Below are 19,185 nucleotides of genomic sequence, written 5' to 3'. Positions count from 1 at the left end.
CTCTTCCCGTAGGAGTCTCCGTGTATTTCCCAGAGCTGGTTAGAGGATTGCTACCACTTACTACCTGTGCGATAGCTAAACTAGCAACACACAGATTTACCAGTCCGGGTGAGCGGCGGGCGGTGACTCCTGCGGGAAAAGCACGTATCCGAAGTCCTGAAGAGTGGTTTTCTCTTCGGGGCTGAGGCCGTGCCCGCGGAAAGCATCCGCCCAGAGCGATCCCGGACGGCGGCAAGAGCACCTATCTCCAAGAATAAACTCAAGTTACTTCGCATTTTATATCAAAAGCGATAATAGCCTAGCGTTAATCCAAAGGCATCTTAAGTAGTGCGTCTCCAACACTCCTAATTCTAACAGGGCTTATTTGTCAACTTCGCTCTTCAAAAGTTGAGTATTTAAAATTAGCTATGGCTACACTATACACATGGAAGATTATAGGGATGTTCAAATAATAGACACATCTTTGTTTCTAAATTGTGAACTAATTCACAAATATATTTGCAGGAGGACGAAAACCTGTTATTCTTTAAATGTACCAAGGAACACCTTTACAATATATTGTGAAACATTGAACATGATAATAAAAACATATAAAAGGAGATGGATGTAATGATTATGGATTTCATTCGCAATAACAAAGTAGCTGCCGGGGGATTGGCTTTCTTAAGGATTTATATTGGATATCAATGGATGACAGCAGGCTACGGCAAAATAACCGGTGGACAATTTGATGCTAGTGGTTTCATTCAAGGCGCGATTGCAAACTCAAGTGGTGAAGAAGCAACCGTTCAGGCATGGTGGGGGAGTTTTCTTGAAGCAGTGGCACTACCGGGAGCAGATGTGTTTACGTACATGGTAATGTGGGGAGAGTTTTTAGTTGGTGCAGCACTTATTCTGGGAATCTTTACAAATTTTGCAGCACTAATGGGTATCACAATGAACTTTGCTTTCCTATTCAGTGGAACGGTAAGCACAAATGCTCAAATGGTAGCTATAACCGTATTTATTGTTGTAGCTGGATATAATGCTGGAAGATATGGTTTAGACAGATGGGTACTGCCTTTCTTGAAAAGCCATACTCCAATCATTAAAGATAAAGTGAAAAAAGAAGTAGCTGTTGCCTGATAGTTTGCTTAAAAAGAGCCGATCCTAATGGATTGGCTCTTTTTTTGCAAAGAAGGAGTCTAAAAATAAGGAAAGCTTCTGCAGGAAGGTGATTTTTTCTTATTAGGGCAATCGGTCATACTCCACTTCACTCAGAAATGTTTAACATACTGCCAGTTTGTGAAACATACATAGTAAAACCAATGAAGGGAGATTTTAAGATGAATCGTTGGAGAGGATTTCTATTTATCCTATTAGCTGCGTTCTTTTTAAGTGCTTGTGCAACTGGAAATGAGGAAGAACAGGAAACAGGCAATCAGGACCAAACCGCAACGGAAAGTGAGTCGGGTGATGAAGAAGCGCACGAAGCAAATGATACATCTGAAGAAGAGGTATTAGTTTCTTTAGTGAACAGTGAAGGGGAAATGGTGGCTACGGCAACATTGACAGAAGGTGAGGCAGGAGTTGACATTCGTTTGGAAGGCGAAAATCTACCATCTGGCACAAAAGGCTTCCATATTCATGAAGAGGGCAAGTGTGAAACGCCAGATTTCGAATCTGCAGGAGGGCATTATAACCCGACAAACGCCGAACATGGTTTTGAACATCCGGATGGACCGCATGCAGGTGACTTATCGAATATTGAAGTTGCCGAAGACGGTACGGTAGAGGAAGAAGTTACTGCTGAGATGATTACATTAGAGAAGAATGGAGAAAATACGGTCTATACAGATGAGGGAACAGCGTTAGTTATTCATTCTGAAGAAGATGATTACAACTCACAGCCATCAGGCGATGCAGGAGATAGAATTGCATGTGGTGTTATCGGTGAATAATGAAGTAGTCAAATAGAATCAATTTAGGCAAAAACAGAATATGTGTTCTGTTTTATGTGCTAGATATGCTATAATGATTGAAGATAATGTTCTGTTAGGGATGGGTCGGCTACCCTTTGTCTGAAAGGGGGAATGCCTATGAGCATGTACGAAGTGATGATGGTGCTTGGAAGTTTTGGTACTTTTCTGATTGCATTGCTCGCATTGGTCACCACCTTGATCAATAAAAAATAGGCCATCCCTATTAGCCGTCTAAAGTTCTTAGGGAGAGGCCTGGAGCAGAAAGCAGCCGATTCCAGCTTAGGGGAACCGCTTATCTGATGGCCCAGTTACAGCTGGGCCTATTTAGTATATTTAATATCCAGATAAATTATACCATATTTAAGCTATATTGAAACGCACATGCATCCGAATCATAGGTAATTTAGTAAATTCTGTTGCAAAAAAAGATTTAGCTACTATAAAGAAAGTGCGGCATAACTTACGTCCATGCTAGATATGCAATGTTGCTAATGTAAAAAGCCACTTAGCAACCTTAGTGTCTTTCCAGAGCGTTCGCCGAATAATCTTATCCCGACTTTGTTTACGTCACGATCCACCGTTTTTTCGTTCTTTCTGAAAATAATTTCGCATACTTATGGGATATCATCAAACCTGAACAATCAGAATAAATAACCAATCAATGCCAATGGTTTCATTTCCTTTGCTCAAAGACTCCTGTATAATATGCTATTAATAAAGTGGAAAGGGAGCTTTTTATGGAACAGCAGCCTAAAATACAGGGATTCTCGAAACAAAATAAAATCTGGACACGTGATTTCCTTTTTATTTGCTTTGCTAACTTCTTTGTTTTCCTTGGTTTCCAAATGACATTGCCAACGATTCCGCTATTTGTTAAGGAACTTGGCGGTAGTGACCAAATGGTAGGGGTAATTGTAGGTATTTTTACATTCTCTGCATTACTGATCAGGCCATATGCTGGTCATGCATTGGAAACGAAAGGACGGAGGTTTGTCTATATGGCAGGGCTAAGTATGTTTGTCCTCTCCGTTGGCGCTTTTGCTTTTGCGGCAAGTATGGTTCTTCTAATTATTATCCGCATGCTTCAAGGAATCGGATGGGGGTTTTCCACAACAGCAGGAGGAACCATCGCAACCGATCTTATTCCACCGAAAAGACGTGGAGAGGGAATGGGCTACTTTGGTCTTTCTGGCAATATTGCCCTCGCATTTGGACCAGCTCTAGGGTTGACGCTTGCAGGCATCATTCCATTTTCGCACCTATTTCTAATCTGTGCTGCTTTTGGATTCATTGCATTGTTATTCTCTTCAAAAATCCGTTACAAGGCAGTCGAAGAATCACCACATAAAACACAAACAATGAAATTGGATATATTTGAAAAGACTGCATTACAGCCTTCCATACTTCTCTTTTTTATAACGGTTGCATTTGGAGGAATAGCCACATTTTTACCATTGCATGCAATGGAGCAGAATGTTTCCGGCATCCAGTTATATTTTCTCTTTTTTGCTATATTTTTAATGCTATCCAGAACATTTGCAGGCAAACTATATGATCGGAAAGGTCATATTTACATATTCCTGCCTGGGTCATTGCTTGTTTTCGTATCGATGCTTCTTCTGTCATGGCTGCCAAATACGGCGACATTACTGCTTGCTGCAAGCTTATTTGGACTTGGGTTCGGTGGGTTGCAACCGGCCCTTCAGGCATGGGCAGTCGATCGTGCGCCAGACAACCGGAAAGGCATGGCCAACGCTACTTTTTTCTCCTCATTTGATTTGGGAGTAGGTATAGGTGCGGTGGTGTTTGGCCAGATAGCTTCCTATTACAGCTATGGTGCCATTTACCTGGCATCAGCCGGCTCGGTGGTTGCAGCTGTAATAATATATATTTTTTTAGTCCTGAAAGTTCTGAAAGGATAAGTTCGATTATTTCAAAAACCAACTAAACTCGTATACAATAATAGAATCAGATACTAGAAGGTGGGTTCCTTGTATTTTGAAAAAAATAAGTGATATTAACATCCAGAAATTATTTCCAGCTATCGTCTATAGGCGAGGAATGGACTATTATAAACAAAATAAAGTGAGCGATCTTTTATATGATATAAATTACCTTGTGTGGACAGCGACGGTCCATGGTTCAGAGGATTACTTTGTGGAAATTAACATGAAGGATTTTGATAGAGGTTCCATTGAAACATATTGTGACTGCCCTGCATTTGAAACGTTTGGCTCCTGCAAGCATATAGCTGCGACACTGATCAGCATTGTCAATATGGAATCGACTGCACCGAATGCAGCTGTCAAACCTAATTATCAGCTGACAAACAGCTTTATACAAGCTTTAAGCCAGGTTCCGCAGCAGAATGGGACGTCGAATATTTTGACGGATAAAATTCCCATGCATGTCGAGTATTACTGCAGATGGAGCTTTGATAAGAAGCTGCAGCTGGAAATAAGGACCGGTGAAAAGCATTGCTATGTTGTGAAGGATGCCTTGGAGTTTTTAAGTGATGTGCTTCTTGGACGTGATCACTATTTCACGAAAAAATTTACGTATAATCCTGAAACCCATTATTTCCTGCAAAAGGATTACGAGATTTTTGAGATGCTGTTTGACATTAAACAGAATGAAAAAATTTACCAAAGCTATTCCTCCACTTTTACGTTGGAGGGAAACAGTGGTGATAAAAGATATTTAACGATTCCTCCGCTTGCCGCCAAAGAGCTTATTGAAAAACTATCCGAAAGGGACTTTACAGTTGAGACAAAGAACAAAAGCTTTCAGAATGTCATGATCGCGGAGGATTCATTGCCATTTAACTTTTCTGTAACGAAAAACGAACGCAATGATTTGATGCTGAAAATCGGAGATGCTGAAGGAGCAACGTATTTTCAATTGTATGAAATGCTGTTCCATCAAGGGATATTCTATTATCCAGCCAAAGAACAGGTTCGGATATTGGAGGAAATTTCACGATTTGGCATGAATGACCTTGAGCTTCCAATCAGCAAAGCCCAGGCGGATACTTTCTTATCGGAAGTAATGCCTTCATTAAAGAAAATCGGTAATGTCGAGTTAGAGGAAACGATCACTGCAGAGATTATCCAGGTACCATTAAGTGCAAAGCTATATCTGGAAGTGAAAAATGCCTGGATTACGGGCAAATTGGAGTACCATTACGGTGATCAGACGGTAGACCCATTCACTGGACGCAAAGAGAATAATGATGTCATCATCATTCGTGATGTGGAGAAGGAACAGCAAATTATGCAGCTGATTGAGCATGCCAATTTCCATTACAATGGGAAGGATTTATACATTGAAGCGGAGGAGGAAGAGCTATATGATTTCCTTTATCATGTATTGCCTTTGCTGAATGACTATGTTGAATTGTACTTAACACAGGATATACGCGGAATGATTGCTGAAAATGAGCCACTACCAAGTACAAGTGTGCGTCTTGAATCTTCGTCCAATCTTTTGGAAATTGGTTTTGATATTAACGGTGTAAATGACTCGGAAATTAATGAAATTCTTAATGCAGTCATCGAGAAGAAACGGTACTACCGGCTGGGCAGCGGGGAGCTATTATCGCTGGAAGGCGAAGAGTTCTCTTCCATGAAACGATTTTTCGATGATATGGATATCCATAAGAATGATCTGCATAATGGAAATGTTCATATCCCAGTGTATCGTGGTGCCCAACTGGATGAACTGATCGATACAAAAAAGAATTATGATCCGTCATTTCGGCAACTGCTGAATCATCTGAAATCACCGGAAGATCAGGTATATGAACTGCCGGAAACACTTCAGGCATCATTACGCAATTATCAAATGACAGGATTCCAGTGGTTCAAGTCATTGAGCAATTATCATCTGGGAGGAATCCTTGCCGATGATATGGGGCTGGGGAAAACGTTACAAAGCATCGCTTACATTGCATCTGAAACAGAAGGGGAAACAATTGGACCGCATGTAATCGTCGCTCCATCGTCTGTCGTCTATAATTGGAAAAATGAATTCGAAAAGTTTGCACCGAGTCTTTCTACAGTGGTTCTGACTGGCATACCTGACGAACGTCATCAATTGATTGAAAAATCGGGAGATGTTGACGTCTGGATCACCTCCTATGCAACAATGAGACAGGATATTGAATATTACCGGGAAATTACTTTCCAAACAATGATTTTGGATGAAGCACAATATATTAAAAATTATGCCACAAAAACATCAAAAGCCATTCGGGAGATAACAGCAACACGTCGGTTTGCTTTGAGTGGAACACCAATTGAAAACTCAATCGATGAATTGTGGGCGATTTTCCAGGTTGTTTTACCGGGGTTAATGCCTAACCACCGGAGCTTTAAACAATTATCAAATGAGAAAATAGCTATGCTTACTCGTCCGTTTATCTTGAGGAGACTGAAAAAGGATGTATTGAAAGAGCTTCCTGATAAGATTGAGTCGGTCCATGTCTCTGAGCTGACAAAAGAGCAGAAGGATCTATATGTCGGCTATTTGAGGCAGGTACAGCAGGAGGCGGCACAATCATTCCAAGACAATGGTTTTAACCAGAACAGGATGAAAATCCTTGCAGGTCTGACCAGGCTGCGCCAAATCTGTTGTCATCCTGCTCTGTTCATCGAAAATTATGAAGCACATTCAGGCAAGCTTGAACAATTAATGGAAACAGTGAAAACAGCAATGGAAAGTGGAAAACGTATGCTGATTTTTTCCCAGTTTACAAGCATGCATGAAATTATAAAAGAACGTTTGGAAAAAGAAGGGTATGGTTATTTTTATCTTCATGGGCAAACGCCTTCCAAAGAAAGGGTTGAGCTTAGTGAACGATTTAATAATGGAGAAAACAACATATTCCTTATCTCCCTGAAAGCTGGAGGTACCGGCTTGAATCTTACCGGGGCAGATACTGTTATTTTATATGACTTATGGTGGAATCCCGCCGTGGAAGATCAGGCTACTGGTCGGGCACACCGTTTCGGTCAGAAAAACGTGGTTCAAGTGATACGACTTGTAACAGAAGGAACGATAGAAGAAAAAATTTATGATTTACAGCAGAAGAAAAGGGAATTGATTGATCAGGTCATTCAGCCAGGTGAAACAATGCTTTCCAGTCTGAGTGAAGAAGATGTCAGAGAACTGCTGAGTCTGTAGGAGAGGCACATTTGTGTCTCTTTTTCATGTTCTGGATAGGATTCCCTTTTTTCGTTAAACCAACATTTAAACATCCAAGCGTGTGAACGGTTAAACAACTCTTTGACCTTCTTTCATACCAGGCAATTCCGGTATTAGATTTTTGCTCAACTTTCACAGAAGGAAATGGATAAGTGAGCCTTGGCAGAGAGCGTGAGTTGCACTGCTCAAGTTGACTTTGGATTAACTATTTTCACTGAGCACTCTGGATAAACCTATCCCCATCGTTCTTTTAGTTTTACAGCTTTTTATTTGCAGTTTGTGTAAGATGCGACGTAACTTCTGTTTACGCTAAATCTTTAGCTGATAATGGAAGCAAGTTACTCCGGCTACCGCTCTGGGAAATACACTGCGCATTTCGCGGGCGGCTGGTGAGCCCCTTCATGCTAACGCATTTCAGTGTCTCACCTATGCCTCTCTTCCCGCAGAAGTCTCCGTGTATTTCCCAGAGCTGGTTAGCGGATTGCTGTCACTTACTACCTGTGCAATAGCTAAACTAGTAATACACAGCTTTACCAGTCCGGGTGAGCGGCGGGCGGTGACTCCTCGAAAATACAAACCAATTTTCTTCGTGCGATGCGAATGCTGACGAAGCGTTCCTTGTCCTGCGGGAATAGCACGTGTCCGAAGACCCCGCAGAGTGGTTTTCTCGAGGAGGCTGAGGCCGTGCCCTAAGGATGCGCATCCGCCCAGAGCGATCCCGGACGGCGGCAAGAGCACTTATCTCCAAGAATAAACTTAATTTACTTCGCATTTTATATCAACTATGCAGTAATAAAAAAGAAAAATATCTTGTGAATAGCCTTTTTTCATCAGGTTTGCAAGGGGATTATTAGAGACCTTCCAAGTTTAACCCAGTTAACTGTTTAAGCTAATTTTCTTGGTGCGAATGTTGAGACTTTTGTTTGCATCGCAATAAATCGGGGAAAATAGAATAGAAATAGCGCACGAAAGGATGTTGGTTTTCATGGCAAGAAAAATACTTGCTTATTTCAAATCAGAGAATGATGCCGAATCAGCCCGTTCTGCACTAAAAACACTTAAGGTGACCAATTTAATTGTCGATCAGATTCCCGCAACAGATGAGAATCCAAGATATATACCAATTGCCCCAATAGGCCCAACCTGGGGAGTAACTGGAACAGTCGGTCTCAATAAAGTTGGTGGGGAAGAAGCTTCACAGGACAGTGATGCGCCTCTAACACATTTAATTGAAGGACAAATAGAGGAAGACGACCTTAATGATGCGATCGGAATATTAATGAAAAATAATGCGTTCGAGCTGGAAAAATAAATAATTGAAGGAGAAGGGTATGCACCACCTGCTCCTGCAGTTATTTATTTCCGTTGTTAGGCTCTATTGCTCGATTTGTTGCTATTGGTTCAGTGTAAATAATTTACGAGGCCTTCCTTTTAAATATGGACGTTCCTCACCCGATACTTTAATGACATCCCCTGAAAGCAGCTTGTTCACCGTGCGTTCAGCACTTCGCTTTGTAACTTTATAATAGCTGGCAATGTCATTTGATGAAAATGGTTCGTTATTTCTTTCCGTAATGAAGTCTATAAAATTATAGGATAGCTCATTATTCAAACGGGCTTTATGAATCAGTTCATGAAACAGACGGGATGTATCGATGTCCCGTTTGATGCCGATTGGTCCGATGATGTCTTTTCTTTCATTTACAATATAACTGAGGCTTCTTTTGTCTTTGCCGCATTTTTCCATTGCCAGCAGTGCGTGTGCTTCCGATTCTTTGGCAGTTAATCCGAGTCCGAATCCCATATCAATTGTCATATCTATCGTTGATCCAATCTCTCTCATGAGAGGGAAGTCACGATAATGGTTCTGCAGGTGATCGAGCAGCTTTTTCGTTCCCACCAGAACAAATTGGTCGTTTCTGTTATGGGAAAGAAAAGAATCCGTGCGTTGTGCAAAACCTGCTAAAATGTCTTTTAAGTGATAAAGATTTTGTTCATATGACTGTTGATTATCTTCTGATTCGGTTTCCGATTCCTTTATCCGTATATAACCGGTGACAAGCTGTGTTCCAGTAGTTTTCTTCAGGTCTGTAAGGGATTTTGCCTGTTCAATTGCCCTTTTGATGTTTATATCGGGTATGCTCATGCAGATTACTGGTATACCGGCATCTTTCATATGGGATTCCACTTCTCTGGAGCATGTAAGAACATTATCAATCTTACCTTCTTCCCAATTTTTTTTATGGAAATTGGCAATTTGATCAATATCAGGCTGGGGATCTTTCCCAAAGCTATACGAATAGATGGATTTACCTTCAAAGCCGAGCTCCTCTGCAACTTCCCTCAGATATTTACCATTGAAAATATCAATCGATATCCTGTCGAGCTCCTGATTGAAGATATTTCTTAACCGGTAGAAAGAAGTAAGAATCATATACTCATCATGGGCGATGTGCACCGCGGGAAGGCTCTTTCTTTTAATCTTGTCTTTCGCATAAATGTAGGAAAGCGACCCTGTAAATAAGTAGACATCACACATGAAAGCCCTTTCAACCAATTCCGGAACTTCCCTCGAATGAGAGTATGAAAAAGGCAGGATTTCTATTTCGACATATCCTTCAGTTAAAGCAACAACCCGGTCTATGGTTTCCGGTCGGCCAAATACCGCAATTTTTGTATTCAATTGAATACACTCCTATCTTATAAAAGTTTGCTGTTAAAAGTCAGCTGACTAAATAATTTCTTAACATCCTTCCAATTTCGGCTAGATAGTACTGTGCCATACCATTATTGCTCCAGCCTTCGGTCAGTACGGCGACCTCCATCGTGTTGCCGTTAGCTTCCATAATGGCAGCGTCATGTTCGACACCTTGTAATTCACCAGTCTTATGATATATTTTAATGGTTGAATCGTATTGGTGATAACTGGAAAGTTTACTGTTAAATTGCTGATTGCCAAGTATCTTCTTTATATTCCTTCTGCTGTTTTCTGTAAAAAAGCCATTTTCCCTTGAAAAGTGGGTGAGTAAGTTGCATACATCACAGGCTGTGGTAACGTTTTCAAAACCGTCCATTCGAGAGACCTGATCCATGAAATTTCTTCCAAGGTTCGTATTGCTGCAACCGAGCTTTCTTGCAAATTGATTTGTCTGTTCCGCGCCAATTGTTTCCAGTAAAATGTTGGAGGCAGTATTGTCGGACACAATCGTCATCAGTTCAACCAGATTCTGATAACTGTATACATGGCAGTTCGTTAAATAGCTGATGACTCCTGATCCACCGACCATTTTCTTGGAATCAATGTAAACGAGTTTGTCTAATAAAAGGGAACCGGTCTCCACCTGCTCGTACACTTTAGCCAAAATGAATAATTTAGCGAGACTAGCGGATTGTCTTGGTTTATCGGCATTTATGTTAATATTACCTTCATCGGTATGTACGGCTATGGAGAAGTTTTCTCTATCATCGTTTATTAACGAAAGCAAGGCAGATTCCAATTTTGCAAGACTCATTTCCTTCCCCCTTTCATTGGCACAAGTATGGAAGTATTATTAGCAACTATCATATTGAATTTTCTTAATATTGTCAAGAAATCACTTTAAATTTCTGTCTAATCCTCCCTCCTTAGTGACAATAAAACCGATTACATTTCCAATCTATGAAAAAATATTCAGTGAAGAAGGAGAATACAATTTGATTGTAATTTTTAGAATAATAGGTTAATATAAACATTGAGTAGCCTTTTTTACATAATTTAATGGCTATCAAAAGAAATGGGGGTCAGATTAATATGAAGTTTTCCAAAAAGTCACTTTTATTACTTGTTTTTGGTTTACTGCTGAGTGTAGTACTTGTTGCTTGTGCGAGCGAACCGGACGAGTCAGGAACAGAAGATGACAGTGCTGAAGAAACAGAAGGCACAGAAGGAACTGAAGGTGGAGATGGTACTGGTGGAAACCTGGTAATTGCCAACCTGTCTGATGCAGTATCCTTGGATCCTGCCGGTTCAAATGATGTACCTTCAAGTGATGTACAGGCAAATATTTATGAATCACTAATAAAGCAAGATGAAAATATGGAAGTACAGCCTAGCCTGGCTGAGAGCTGGGAACCTGTTGACGATTCAACTTGGGAATTCAAGCTTCGCGAAGGAGTAATATTTCATGACGGTTCCGAGTTTAATGCGGAGGTAGTTAAAGCTAACATCGAGCGTATATTGGATCCGGATGTGGCATCACCACGTGCTTTCCTTTACGATATGGTTACGGATATCGAAATAGTGGATGACTATACTGTCCGCTTTACTACTGAGTTTCCTTTCTCTCCACTTCCAGCTCACTTAGCACATAGTGGTGGAGCAATGGTATCCTTGGAACAAATAAAGGCAGACTATGCTGCAATGGAAGAAGGGGAAGAGCCAGGGAGCGTAATTAATGAAAATCCAATTGGTACAGGTTTCTTCAAGTTTGAGGAGTGGAACGCTGGAACTGATATTACACTCGTTAAAAACGAAGATTACTGGGGTGAGCCTGCAAAGCTTGACTCTGTTACATTTAAAGTTGTAAGTGAGGGGTTGACCCGTGTTGCTGAACTGGACACAGGGGAATCACATATCGCCAATCCAATCAGCCCGAATGACGTTGCACAGGTGGAAGCGATGGATGGTGCAAGTGTAGCACAGCAAGGTAGTGTTGGATTGTCTTATATTGGATTCAATATGGAAAAAGAGCCATTCGATGATCCGCTTGTCCGTCAGGCAATCAATATGGCAATAGACAGAGAACAAATTATCAACGGTATTTATGACGGTATCGGAACCCCGGCTGCAGGACCATTGGCACCGGATGTTTTCGGGTATGATGAGAATGTGTCCGGACTTGAGTATGACCCGGATGCTGCAAGAGAACTATTGGCAGAAGCAGGATATGAAGATGGATTCTCTACTACTCTATGGACAAATGATAATCAGGAACGAATTGATACAGCAACTAACATTCAGGCACAGCTTGAAGAATTCGGAATTGATATTGAAATTGAAGTTGTAGAATGGGGTGCTTACCTGGAGCAGACTGCAAATGGAGAGCACGAAATGTTTATCCTTGGCTGGTCAACTGTTACTGGGGATGCGGACTATGGATTGTATGCATTACTTCACTCTGATAACATCGGAGAACCAGGTAACCGCACATTTACTGCAGACCCTGAGTTAGATGCTTTGCTAGATCAAGCACGTCAGGAGCCAGATCCAGATACACGTCTTGAATTATACAGTGAGATTCAGGAAATGCTTGTAGATATCGCACCGATGCTTTATGTTCATCACCAGGATTATATATTGGGTGTAAGTGATTCAGTTAAGGGACTAACCCAACTTCCAACGGGTATCCTTCAATTGCAGGAAGTTTATATCGAACAATAAACGTGAATAGGAATAAGCTCAGAATGGTGAATTCACCATTCTGAGCTTATTTTTTTAAAAGTAAAAGACTCTATTCGCTATGAATAGAGTCTTTTTTCAACGTATTAAACAACCGTCGGCTGATGCTCCCCGTTTTTGATTTCTTCCATATAATGGCAGGCGGCCATGTGGCCATCCGTCATTCCGTCTCCATTGCGAAGTTCTGGTACCTCTGTTCTGCAGAGGTCTGTGGCAAATGGGCAGCGTGTATGGAATCTGCAGCCGGCAGGTGGATCAATTGGAGAAGGCACATCCCCCTTTAGGATGATTCGCTCTCTTTTAACCTCTGTATTTGTACTAGGGATTGCAGAAAGCAGTGCCTTCGTATATGGATGCATCTGATTGTTGAACAATGATTTTTTATCAGCTATTTCAACGATTTTTCCTAGATACATAACAATTATTCTATCAGAAATGTGACGGACAACTCCTAAGTCGTGGGAAATAAACAGGTACGTCAATTTAAAGTCACGCTGAAGCTTTTTAAGCAGATTAATGACCTGAGCCTGGATGGATACGTCCAACGCTGATACAGCTTCATCGGCAATGATCAGCTGAGGGTCAACAGAAAGTGCTCTGGCAATGCCAATTCTTTGACGTTGGCCTCCACTGAATTCATGTGGGAGACGATCAGCCTGATGGGGCCCTAGACCGACAGTTTGCATCAGTTCAAGAACACGGTCATTACGTTCCTGTTTCGGTACGGAATTTTGTATTTCCATTGCTTCCGTCAGTATCTGACGTACTGTATGGCGCGGATTGATGGATGCGTATGGATCCTGGAAAATAATCTGCATATCTTTTCTTACTTTATTCATCTCTTTTTTACTGTAATCAAGCAGATTATTCCCGTCAAATTCCACTTCACCACTTGTTGGTTCATCAAGTCTGAGGATTGCTCTCCCAGTTGTTGATTTTCCGCAACCGGACTCACCTACAATACTTAACGTTTCACCTTCATAAATGGTAAAGGATACACCGTCAACAGCTTTTACATGATTTACAGTTCTGCCTAAGATTCCGCCTTTGATAGGGAAATATTGTTTTAAGTCGGTAACTTTAAGTAGTTCTTTCTGTTTCTGCATGAACATCCACCTCCGGATCGCCATTCCATTCATCTGAATAGATCCAGCAACGAATTTGGTTACCTTCTTCATCTGTTATCAGGTCAGGCAGGTTCTCTCTGCAAAGATCTGTAGCAAACGGGCAGCGAGGGGCAAATCGGCACCCTTTCGGCATTTCTGCAGGACTTGGCACAGAACCTCTAATAACGGAAAGGTCGCCCTCTATATCATGGTCGTGCGGTGGAATTGATTTCATCAAACCAACTGTATAAGGGTGTTTAGGTGACTTGAATAAGGTTTTCGCATCTGTGAATTCCACTACTTTACCGGCATACATGACAGCTACATAGTCACATGTCTCTGCAACGACACCGAGGTCGTGGGTAATCAATAAAATCCCCATACCGAGACGTTCCTGTAAATCCTTCATCAAATCCAGAATTTGTGCCTGAATTGTTACATCCAACGCGGTTGTTGGCTCGTCAGCAATAAGCAAATCCGGATCACAGGCGAGCGCCATTGCAATCATTACTCTTTGTCTCATACCGCCGGATAGTTCATGTGGATATTGATCGACACGTTTTTCAGGTGAAGGGATTCCAACAAGCTTCAGCATTTCAATGGAACGCTCTTTTGCCTGTTTTTTGTTTAATCCCTGATGTATTTTGTAAGATTCGCTAATTTGCTGTCCTACTGTAAAGGTAGGGTTCAGGGATGTCATCGGCTCCTGAAATATCATGGATATTTCGTTTCCGCGTATTTTACGCATTTGAGCTTCAGTTTTGTCCAGAAGGTTTTCGCCCTTGAAGCGGATTTCGCCACCAACAATTTTCCCTGGGTCTTCAATTAAACGGAGAATGGAGAGGGAAGTAATACTCTTTCCCGAACCAGATTCACCAACGACACCAAGAATCTTTCCTTTAGGAATGGTAAATGAAACACCATCAACAGCCTTAACTTCAAGATCTTTAGTGAAAAATGAAGTCTGTAAATCTTTTATTTCCAATATATTTTCATACGTATTGGGTGCGCTTGTCATATTGGTTCTCCTTTCTGTTAATCTATTGGTATGGTCTGAGATTTTTAGTCCAGGTCAATTCGTTTATTCAAGTATCTGTACGTAATATCTACAATTAAGTTAACAATTACAAACAAGAGTGCAACTACTAAAATAGTACCTTGTACAACTGGGAAATCCCTAGCTTTTATAGAATCAATAATCAATTTACCCATTCCGTTTACAGCGAATACAGATTCAGTAAGCACAGCGCCACCAAGCAATCCGCCGAATTGAAGTCCGACAACGGTAACAACAGGAATCAGTGCATTTTTTAATGCATGCTGGTATACGACAATTCGCTCCTTAACACCTTTGGCCCTCGCTGTACGTATATAATCCTGGCCAATAACATCCAGCATGCTTGAGCGTGTCATTCTAGCGATAATCGCCGCACTGCCTGTACCAAGTGTGATAACCGGCAGGACGACCTGTTGGAAGCTTCCCCAGCCAGAGGGCTTAAACCAGCTTGTATCACTGATAAATGGAACCCAGCTCGGTAAATCGATACCGATGGCAAACCATTGTATTAACATGAGTCCCAACCAGAAATTAGGCATCGATAGTCCAAAAAGCGCAATAAGCATGAGAGAAGTGTCAGCAAATGAGTATTTTCTCGTTGCAGAAATGACGCCTGCAATCAATCCGATAAAAACTGCTACGATTGTACTGTATACGGCAAGTTCCACGGTCACCCAAAAGCGTGCACCAATTTCGCTTGTGACATCTCTGCCACTGCGCATGGAATTGCCAAGGTCTCCCTGCAGTGCATCACCTATATAGGAAAGATACTGAACAGGCAACGGGTCGTTCAAGCCTAATCTTTCTCTGATATTTTCCACCTGTTCTTTCGGGGCACTTTCACCAGCCATAATTTGCGCAGGGTCACCTGGAACGAGATGCATCATACTGAATACTAAGATAGAAACCCCTATCAGCACTGGGATAGTTTGAATGATTCTCCTGATAATATATTTAAACAAGACCGTTCACCTCTTTCTATTCTTTCGTTTTAGGATCAAATGCATCTCTTAAACCATCACCAAGCATGTTGAAGGCAAGTACAACGGCTACGATTGCAAGTCCGGGAAATAGTGCCACATGTGGTGCATTGTAAAGGAAGTTCCGTCCATCACTCAGCATGGCTCCCCATTCTGGTGTAGGAGGTTGTGCACCTAATCCGAGGAAGGATAGACCACTGGCGGATAGAATAGCTGTTGCGATATTAAGCGTTGCTTGTACGATAATTGGTGAAGTTATATTAGGGAATATATGTTTGAATATGATTCTCGCATCACTGGCTCCCAGGGCTTTCATAGCGTCAATGTACTCCAGCTTTTTAACCGATAAAGTTGAGCCGCGGACAATCCTCGCAAATACAGGGATAGACGAAATTGCTACCGCGATAATTACATTTACCAGGCTTCCGCCAAGTACGGTAACGATTGCAAGGGCAAGAAGAATTCCAGGAAACGCAAGCAGGATATCCATCAGCCTCATGATAATACTGTCGATGCGTCCACCGTAATAACCGGCGATAATTCCAAATAATACCCCGACGGTTGCTCCAAGCAGAACAGAAAAGAAACCAACCAATAATGTGAGGCCTGTTCCATGTATTATCCTGCTGAAAATGTCACGCCCGAAGTTATCCGTGCCAAACCAATGCTCAAATGAAGGCGGTTGCAGTTTATTAACCATAATTTGTGTTTGTGGGGCATAGGGAGTTATATATGGGCCGATTAATGCAACAAGGATAAAGAAAAGAATGAGAAAGCCGCCAATCATGGCCGATTTATTTTTCTTCAGCTTCCGGAGAACAATATTCCAGTTTCTGAACCGTGGATTAGGAGGCTTTACAGCAGTTCTGGGATTGTCTATATGTTCTGTCGAATGGCTCATCTATTTATTTACATCCTCTCTATAATATATTGGTGTTTCATAGGTTTGCTATTTTTTGATTATACCACGAAAAAGAGGTTTTACAATATGGGTATAACTGTATTATGAAAGTCTAATAGAATCTTGCTCTATAGGATGGAAGCTCCTCATCCCAGGATTTCCGACATACTACGATACATAGAAGAAAACTGTCGAAAAATAATATTTATATAAATTCCATTAGTCATTATATTCAGTATATGGTATTCTGGGAAAGAAGAAATTATTTAGAGAAGGAGCTCATTTACCATGGAACAATTGCTCGAGAAAATGAATATAGAGAAACCTATTATTCAAGCTGGCATGGCCGGTGGAATCACGACACCGGAGCTGGTGGCTGCTGTTTCAAATGCAGGTGCACTCGGCACAATTGGAGCAGGATATATGAGCCCATCTTCTTTAAAGAAAACAATTTCTGAAGTGAAACAGAGAACCGACCGTCCGTTTGCGGTAAATATTTTTGCAACGAATCTGGAAGTGTTTTCTACGGAAATTAAGGAAATGCAGCAGCTATTGAATGCCTACAGGAAGGAACTTGGCATAGAAATGGGGAGGGAGCAGGTAAAGGTAAAAGACTATTTGCAGGAAAAAGTCTATACGGTAATCAAGGAAAAAATCCCTGTGGTCAGTACGGCGTTTGGAGTGCTATCATCGCTTCTGATCGACCGATTGAAGCAGCGTGATGTTTTGCTTGTAGGAATGGCGACGAATTTGGATGAAGCATTGCTGCTGCAGGACGCTGGGTACGACTTCATCGTGGCCCAAGGCTATGAAGCCGGAGGACACCGGGGAACTTTTAATACAGATCAGTATCCTGATGGGTGTGATATTAGCCTGAATGTGCTTGTTCAGTCATTTCTTGAGAATATTTCTCTTCCAGTAATCGCTGCAGGAGGAATCCATGCAAAAGAACAGATTGAAGGGTTTTTAAAGCAGGGAGCTTCAGGTGTTCAGCTTGGTACACGGTTCCTGATGGCGAAAGAAGCGGGAACGAACGACTCTTACAGACGTGCCCTTGTTAAAGCTGACTATGGTGATACGGTCATTACGAATGTATTTTCCGGCAGACCTGCAAGGGCACTTGGCAACCGTTTTATAAATGAATTGGAACAAAGTGGAATAGACCGTCTGCCTTTTCCTATTCAGAATGAACTGACAAAAGACATACGTGCAGCTGGTGCCTCCTATGCTAATGCGGAAGTGCAATCTCTATGGGCTGGACAGGGTGTAGGCGCAATCAAGGAAGAAGAGACAGTGGAGGAGATAATCAGTTCGTTATTCCACCAAGAAAATATCCATCTAGAAAAAGTCGATTCCTAGGCCAAAAGAATGGATTTTACAGATTAAGAGTGTTATGACTTTACAATTCTATTAAGTTGGCAATTATTTGACAATAATATGAAACTGAGTGTAAGATATCCTTACTATAAAATTAATTAAAAAGGGGAGTTTTTTTATGAAAAAGAGAAACTTGTTTTTGAAAGCGATATTATTATCTGCAATGGTTCTTTTCCTCGCCGCATGTGGTGGGGATGACAATGAGGCTTCAGAAGGCGAAGGGAATGGCGATGCTGGCGATGCTCCAGACTTCCTGCAAATGCTGACAGGCGGAACAAGTGGTACATACTACCCGCTCGGTGGAGAAATGGCTACGAACATTACAGAAGCAACAGGTATTCAGACAGATGCCGTTTCATCTAATGCATCGGCTGATAATGTAATCGCATTACAGGAGGGCGAAGCGGAACTTGCCTTTGTACAGACAGATGTTGTGGCCAATGCAATTGAAGGCGTCAATGCTTTTGAAGGAAATCCGGTTGACAACGTGCTTGCTGTCGGATCACTTTATCCTGAAACAATTCAAATTGTGACAACAGCAGACTCAGGTATTGAATCTGTTGAAGATTTAGCTGGTAAAACAGTATCTGTAGGGGCTCCTGGATCAGGAACCTACGTCAATGCAGAACAGATTCTCGAAGTTCACGGAATGAGTATGGACGATATCGATGCTCAAAACCTTGATTTTGGTGAATCTACTGGCGGAATTCAGGATGGAAACATCGATGCGGCATTTATTACGGCAGGAACGCCAACAGGGGCTGTAGAAGGCTTATCCGCTACAGTAGACGTTTCAATTGTACCGATTGCCCAGGATAAGATTGATGAAATGATTGAACAGTATCCTTACTATGCAGAGGATGCAATCGAAGCAGGAACTTACGGACTGGATGAAGAGGTAAAAACCGTAGCTGTACTGGCAATGCTTGCTGTGGCAGAGGATGTTCCTGAAGATACAGTATATGAACTTACAAAAGCGGTTTATGAAAATGCGTCAAGCATGGCTCATGACAAATCTCAATTCATTACTCTTGAAACTGCTTTAGACGGTATTGGTATTGACTTACACCCAGGCGCACAAAAATACTTCGATGAAGAAGGAATTAGTGCAGAATAGGATAATAAAATAAAAAGAAATGGCCGACTGTCCACCTTTGGCTG

15 protein-coding genes are annotated in these 19,185 nt (G+C 41.6%); 9 read left to right on the top strand and 6 right to left on the bottom strand.

From position 1 onward, the window contains the following. Nucleotides 1-609: 609 nt before the first annotated feature. The 6 genes from A4245_RS11425 to A4245_RS11400 all read left to right on the top strand — a co-directional run bounded on the left by A4245_RS11425 (nt 610) and on the right by A4245_RS11400 (nt 8,478). Nucleotides 610-1,125 carry a DoxX family protein gene (locus A4245_RS11425; RefSeq protein WP_067727985.1) on the top strand — a complete coding sequence of 172 codons (516 nt, stop codon included), beginning with the start codon at nt 610-612 and terminating at the stop codon, nt 1,123-1,125. Nucleotides 1,126-1,325: 200 nt separating this feature from the next. Next, a complete protein-coding gene (locus A4245_RS11420; protein ID WP_067727983.1) occupies nt 1,326-1,940 on the top strand; it encodes a superoxide dismutase family protein in 615 nt (204 codons plus the stop codon). Nucleotides 1,941-2,078: 138 nt separating this feature from the next. Continuing rightward, complete coding sequence (locus A4245_RS20125) at nt 2,079-2,174, top strand: putative holin-like toxin (RefSeq protein ID WP_157087709.1); 96 nt, start codon at nt 2,079-2,081, stop codon at nt 2,172-2,174. 524 nt (nt 2,175-2,698) lie between these two features. After that, on the top strand, nt 2,699-3,883 hold the full coding sequence (locus A4245_RS11415; protein WP_067727981.1) for an MFS transporter: 1,185 nt from the start codon (nt 2,699-2,701) through the stop codon (nt 3,881-3,883). A 76-nt stretch (nt 3,884-3,959) separates the two neighbouring features. After that, complete coding sequence (locus A4245_RS11410) at nt 3,960-7,145, top strand: DEAD/DEAH box helicase (protein ID WP_067727979.1); 3,186 nt, start codon at nt 3,960-3,962, stop codon at nt 7,143-7,145. A gap of 1,006 nt (nt 7,146-8,151) precedes the next feature. Further along, a complete protein-coding gene (locus A4245_RS11400; protein WP_067727976.1) occupies nt 8,152-8,478 on the top strand; it encodes a hypothetical protein in 327 nt (108 codons plus the stop codon). A gap of 81 nt (nt 8,479-8,559) precedes the next feature. On the opposite strand, the gene A4245_RS11395 is transcribed toward A4245_RS11400, so the two are convergent. Both A4245_RS11395 and A4245_RS11390 read right to left on the bottom strand, forming a co-directional pair. Beyond that, the gene (locus tag A4245_RS11395) at nt 8,560-9,849 is read right to left on the bottom strand and encodes a hypothetical protein (protein ID WP_067727975.1); all 1,290 of its coding nucleotides are present in this window, start codon (nt 9,847-9,849) and stop codon (nt 8,560-8,562) included. A gap of 40 nt (nt 9,850-9,889) precedes the next feature. Then, nucleotides 9,890-10,678, bottom strand: coding sequence for a serine hydrolase (locus A4245_RS11390; protein ID WP_067727974.1), 789 nt, complete (start codon nt 10,676-10,678; stop codon nt 9,890-9,892). Nucleotides 10,679-10,956: 278 nt separating this feature from the next. Here A4245_RS11390 and A4245_RS11385 point away from each other — a divergent pair, with 278 nt between their 5' ends. Beyond that, entirely contained in the window at nt 10,957-12,585 is a 1,629-nt protein-coding gene (locus A4245_RS11385; RefSeq protein WP_067727973.1) for a glutathione ABC transporter substrate-binding protein, read from the top strand. Nucleotides 12,586-12,689: 104 nt separating this feature from the next. On the opposite strand, the gene A4245_RS11380 is transcribed toward A4245_RS11385, so the two are convergent. From A4245_RS11380 to nikC, 4 genes are read right to left on the bottom strand one after another with little or no spacing between them, the layout of a single operon-like run. Further along, nucleotides 12,690-13,709 carry an ABC transporter ATP-binding protein gene (locus A4245_RS11380; RefSeq protein ID WP_067727971.1) on the bottom strand — a complete coding sequence of 340 codons (1,020 nt, stop codon included), beginning with the start codon at nt 13,707-13,709 and terminating at the stop codon, nt 12,690-12,692. Next, nucleotides 13,684-14,727 (bottom strand): ABC transporter ATP-binding protein, encoded by a 1,044-nt coding sequence (locus A4245_RS11375; protein ID WP_067727970.1) that lies wholly within the window; start codon nt 14,725-14,727, stop codon nt 13,684-13,686. The genes A4245_RS11380 and A4245_RS11375 overlap by 26 nt, the downstream gene beginning before the upstream one ends. Nucleotides 14,728-14,771: 44 nt before the next feature. Beyond that, on the bottom strand, nt 14,772-15,728 hold the full coding sequence (locus A4245_RS11370; RefSeq protein ID WP_067727968.1) for an ABC transporter permease: 957 nt from the start codon (nt 15,726-15,728) through the stop codon (nt 14,772-14,774). 16 nt (nt 15,729-15,744) lie between these two features. Next, nucleotides 15,745-16,647: a nickel transporter permease gene (gene nikC / locus A4245_RS11365; RefSeq protein ID WP_067727955.1), complete on the bottom strand. Its 903-nt coding sequence runs from the start codon at nt 16,645-16,647 to the stop codon at nt 15,745-15,747. A 288-nt stretch (nt 16,648-16,935) separates the two neighbouring features. Here nikC and A4245_RS11360 point away from each other — a divergent pair, with 288 nt between their 5' ends. Next, nucleotides 16,936-18,006, top strand: coding sequence for an NAD(P)H-dependent flavin oxidoreductase (locus tag A4245_RS11360; RefSeq protein WP_067727953.1), 1,071 nt, complete (start codon nt 16,936-16,938; stop codon nt 18,004-18,006). 136 nt (nt 18,007-18,142) lie between these two features. Continuing rightward, on the top strand, nt 18,143-19,141 hold the full coding sequence (locus A4245_RS11355) for a TAXI family TRAP transporter solute-binding subunit (protein ID WP_067727951.1): 999 nt from the start codon (nt 18,143-18,145) through the stop codon (nt 19,139-19,141). Nucleotides 19,142-19,185: the final 44 nt, after the last annotated feature.

The organism is Oceanobacillus damuensis (genome assembly GCF_001618145.1).
Lineage (GTDB): Bacteria > Bacillota > Bacilli > Bacillales > Amphibacillaceae > Oceanobacillus > Oceanobacillus damuensis.
Note: the sequence above shows the minus strand (reverse complement) of the source record. Positions and strands in the feature narration are given on the sequence as shown.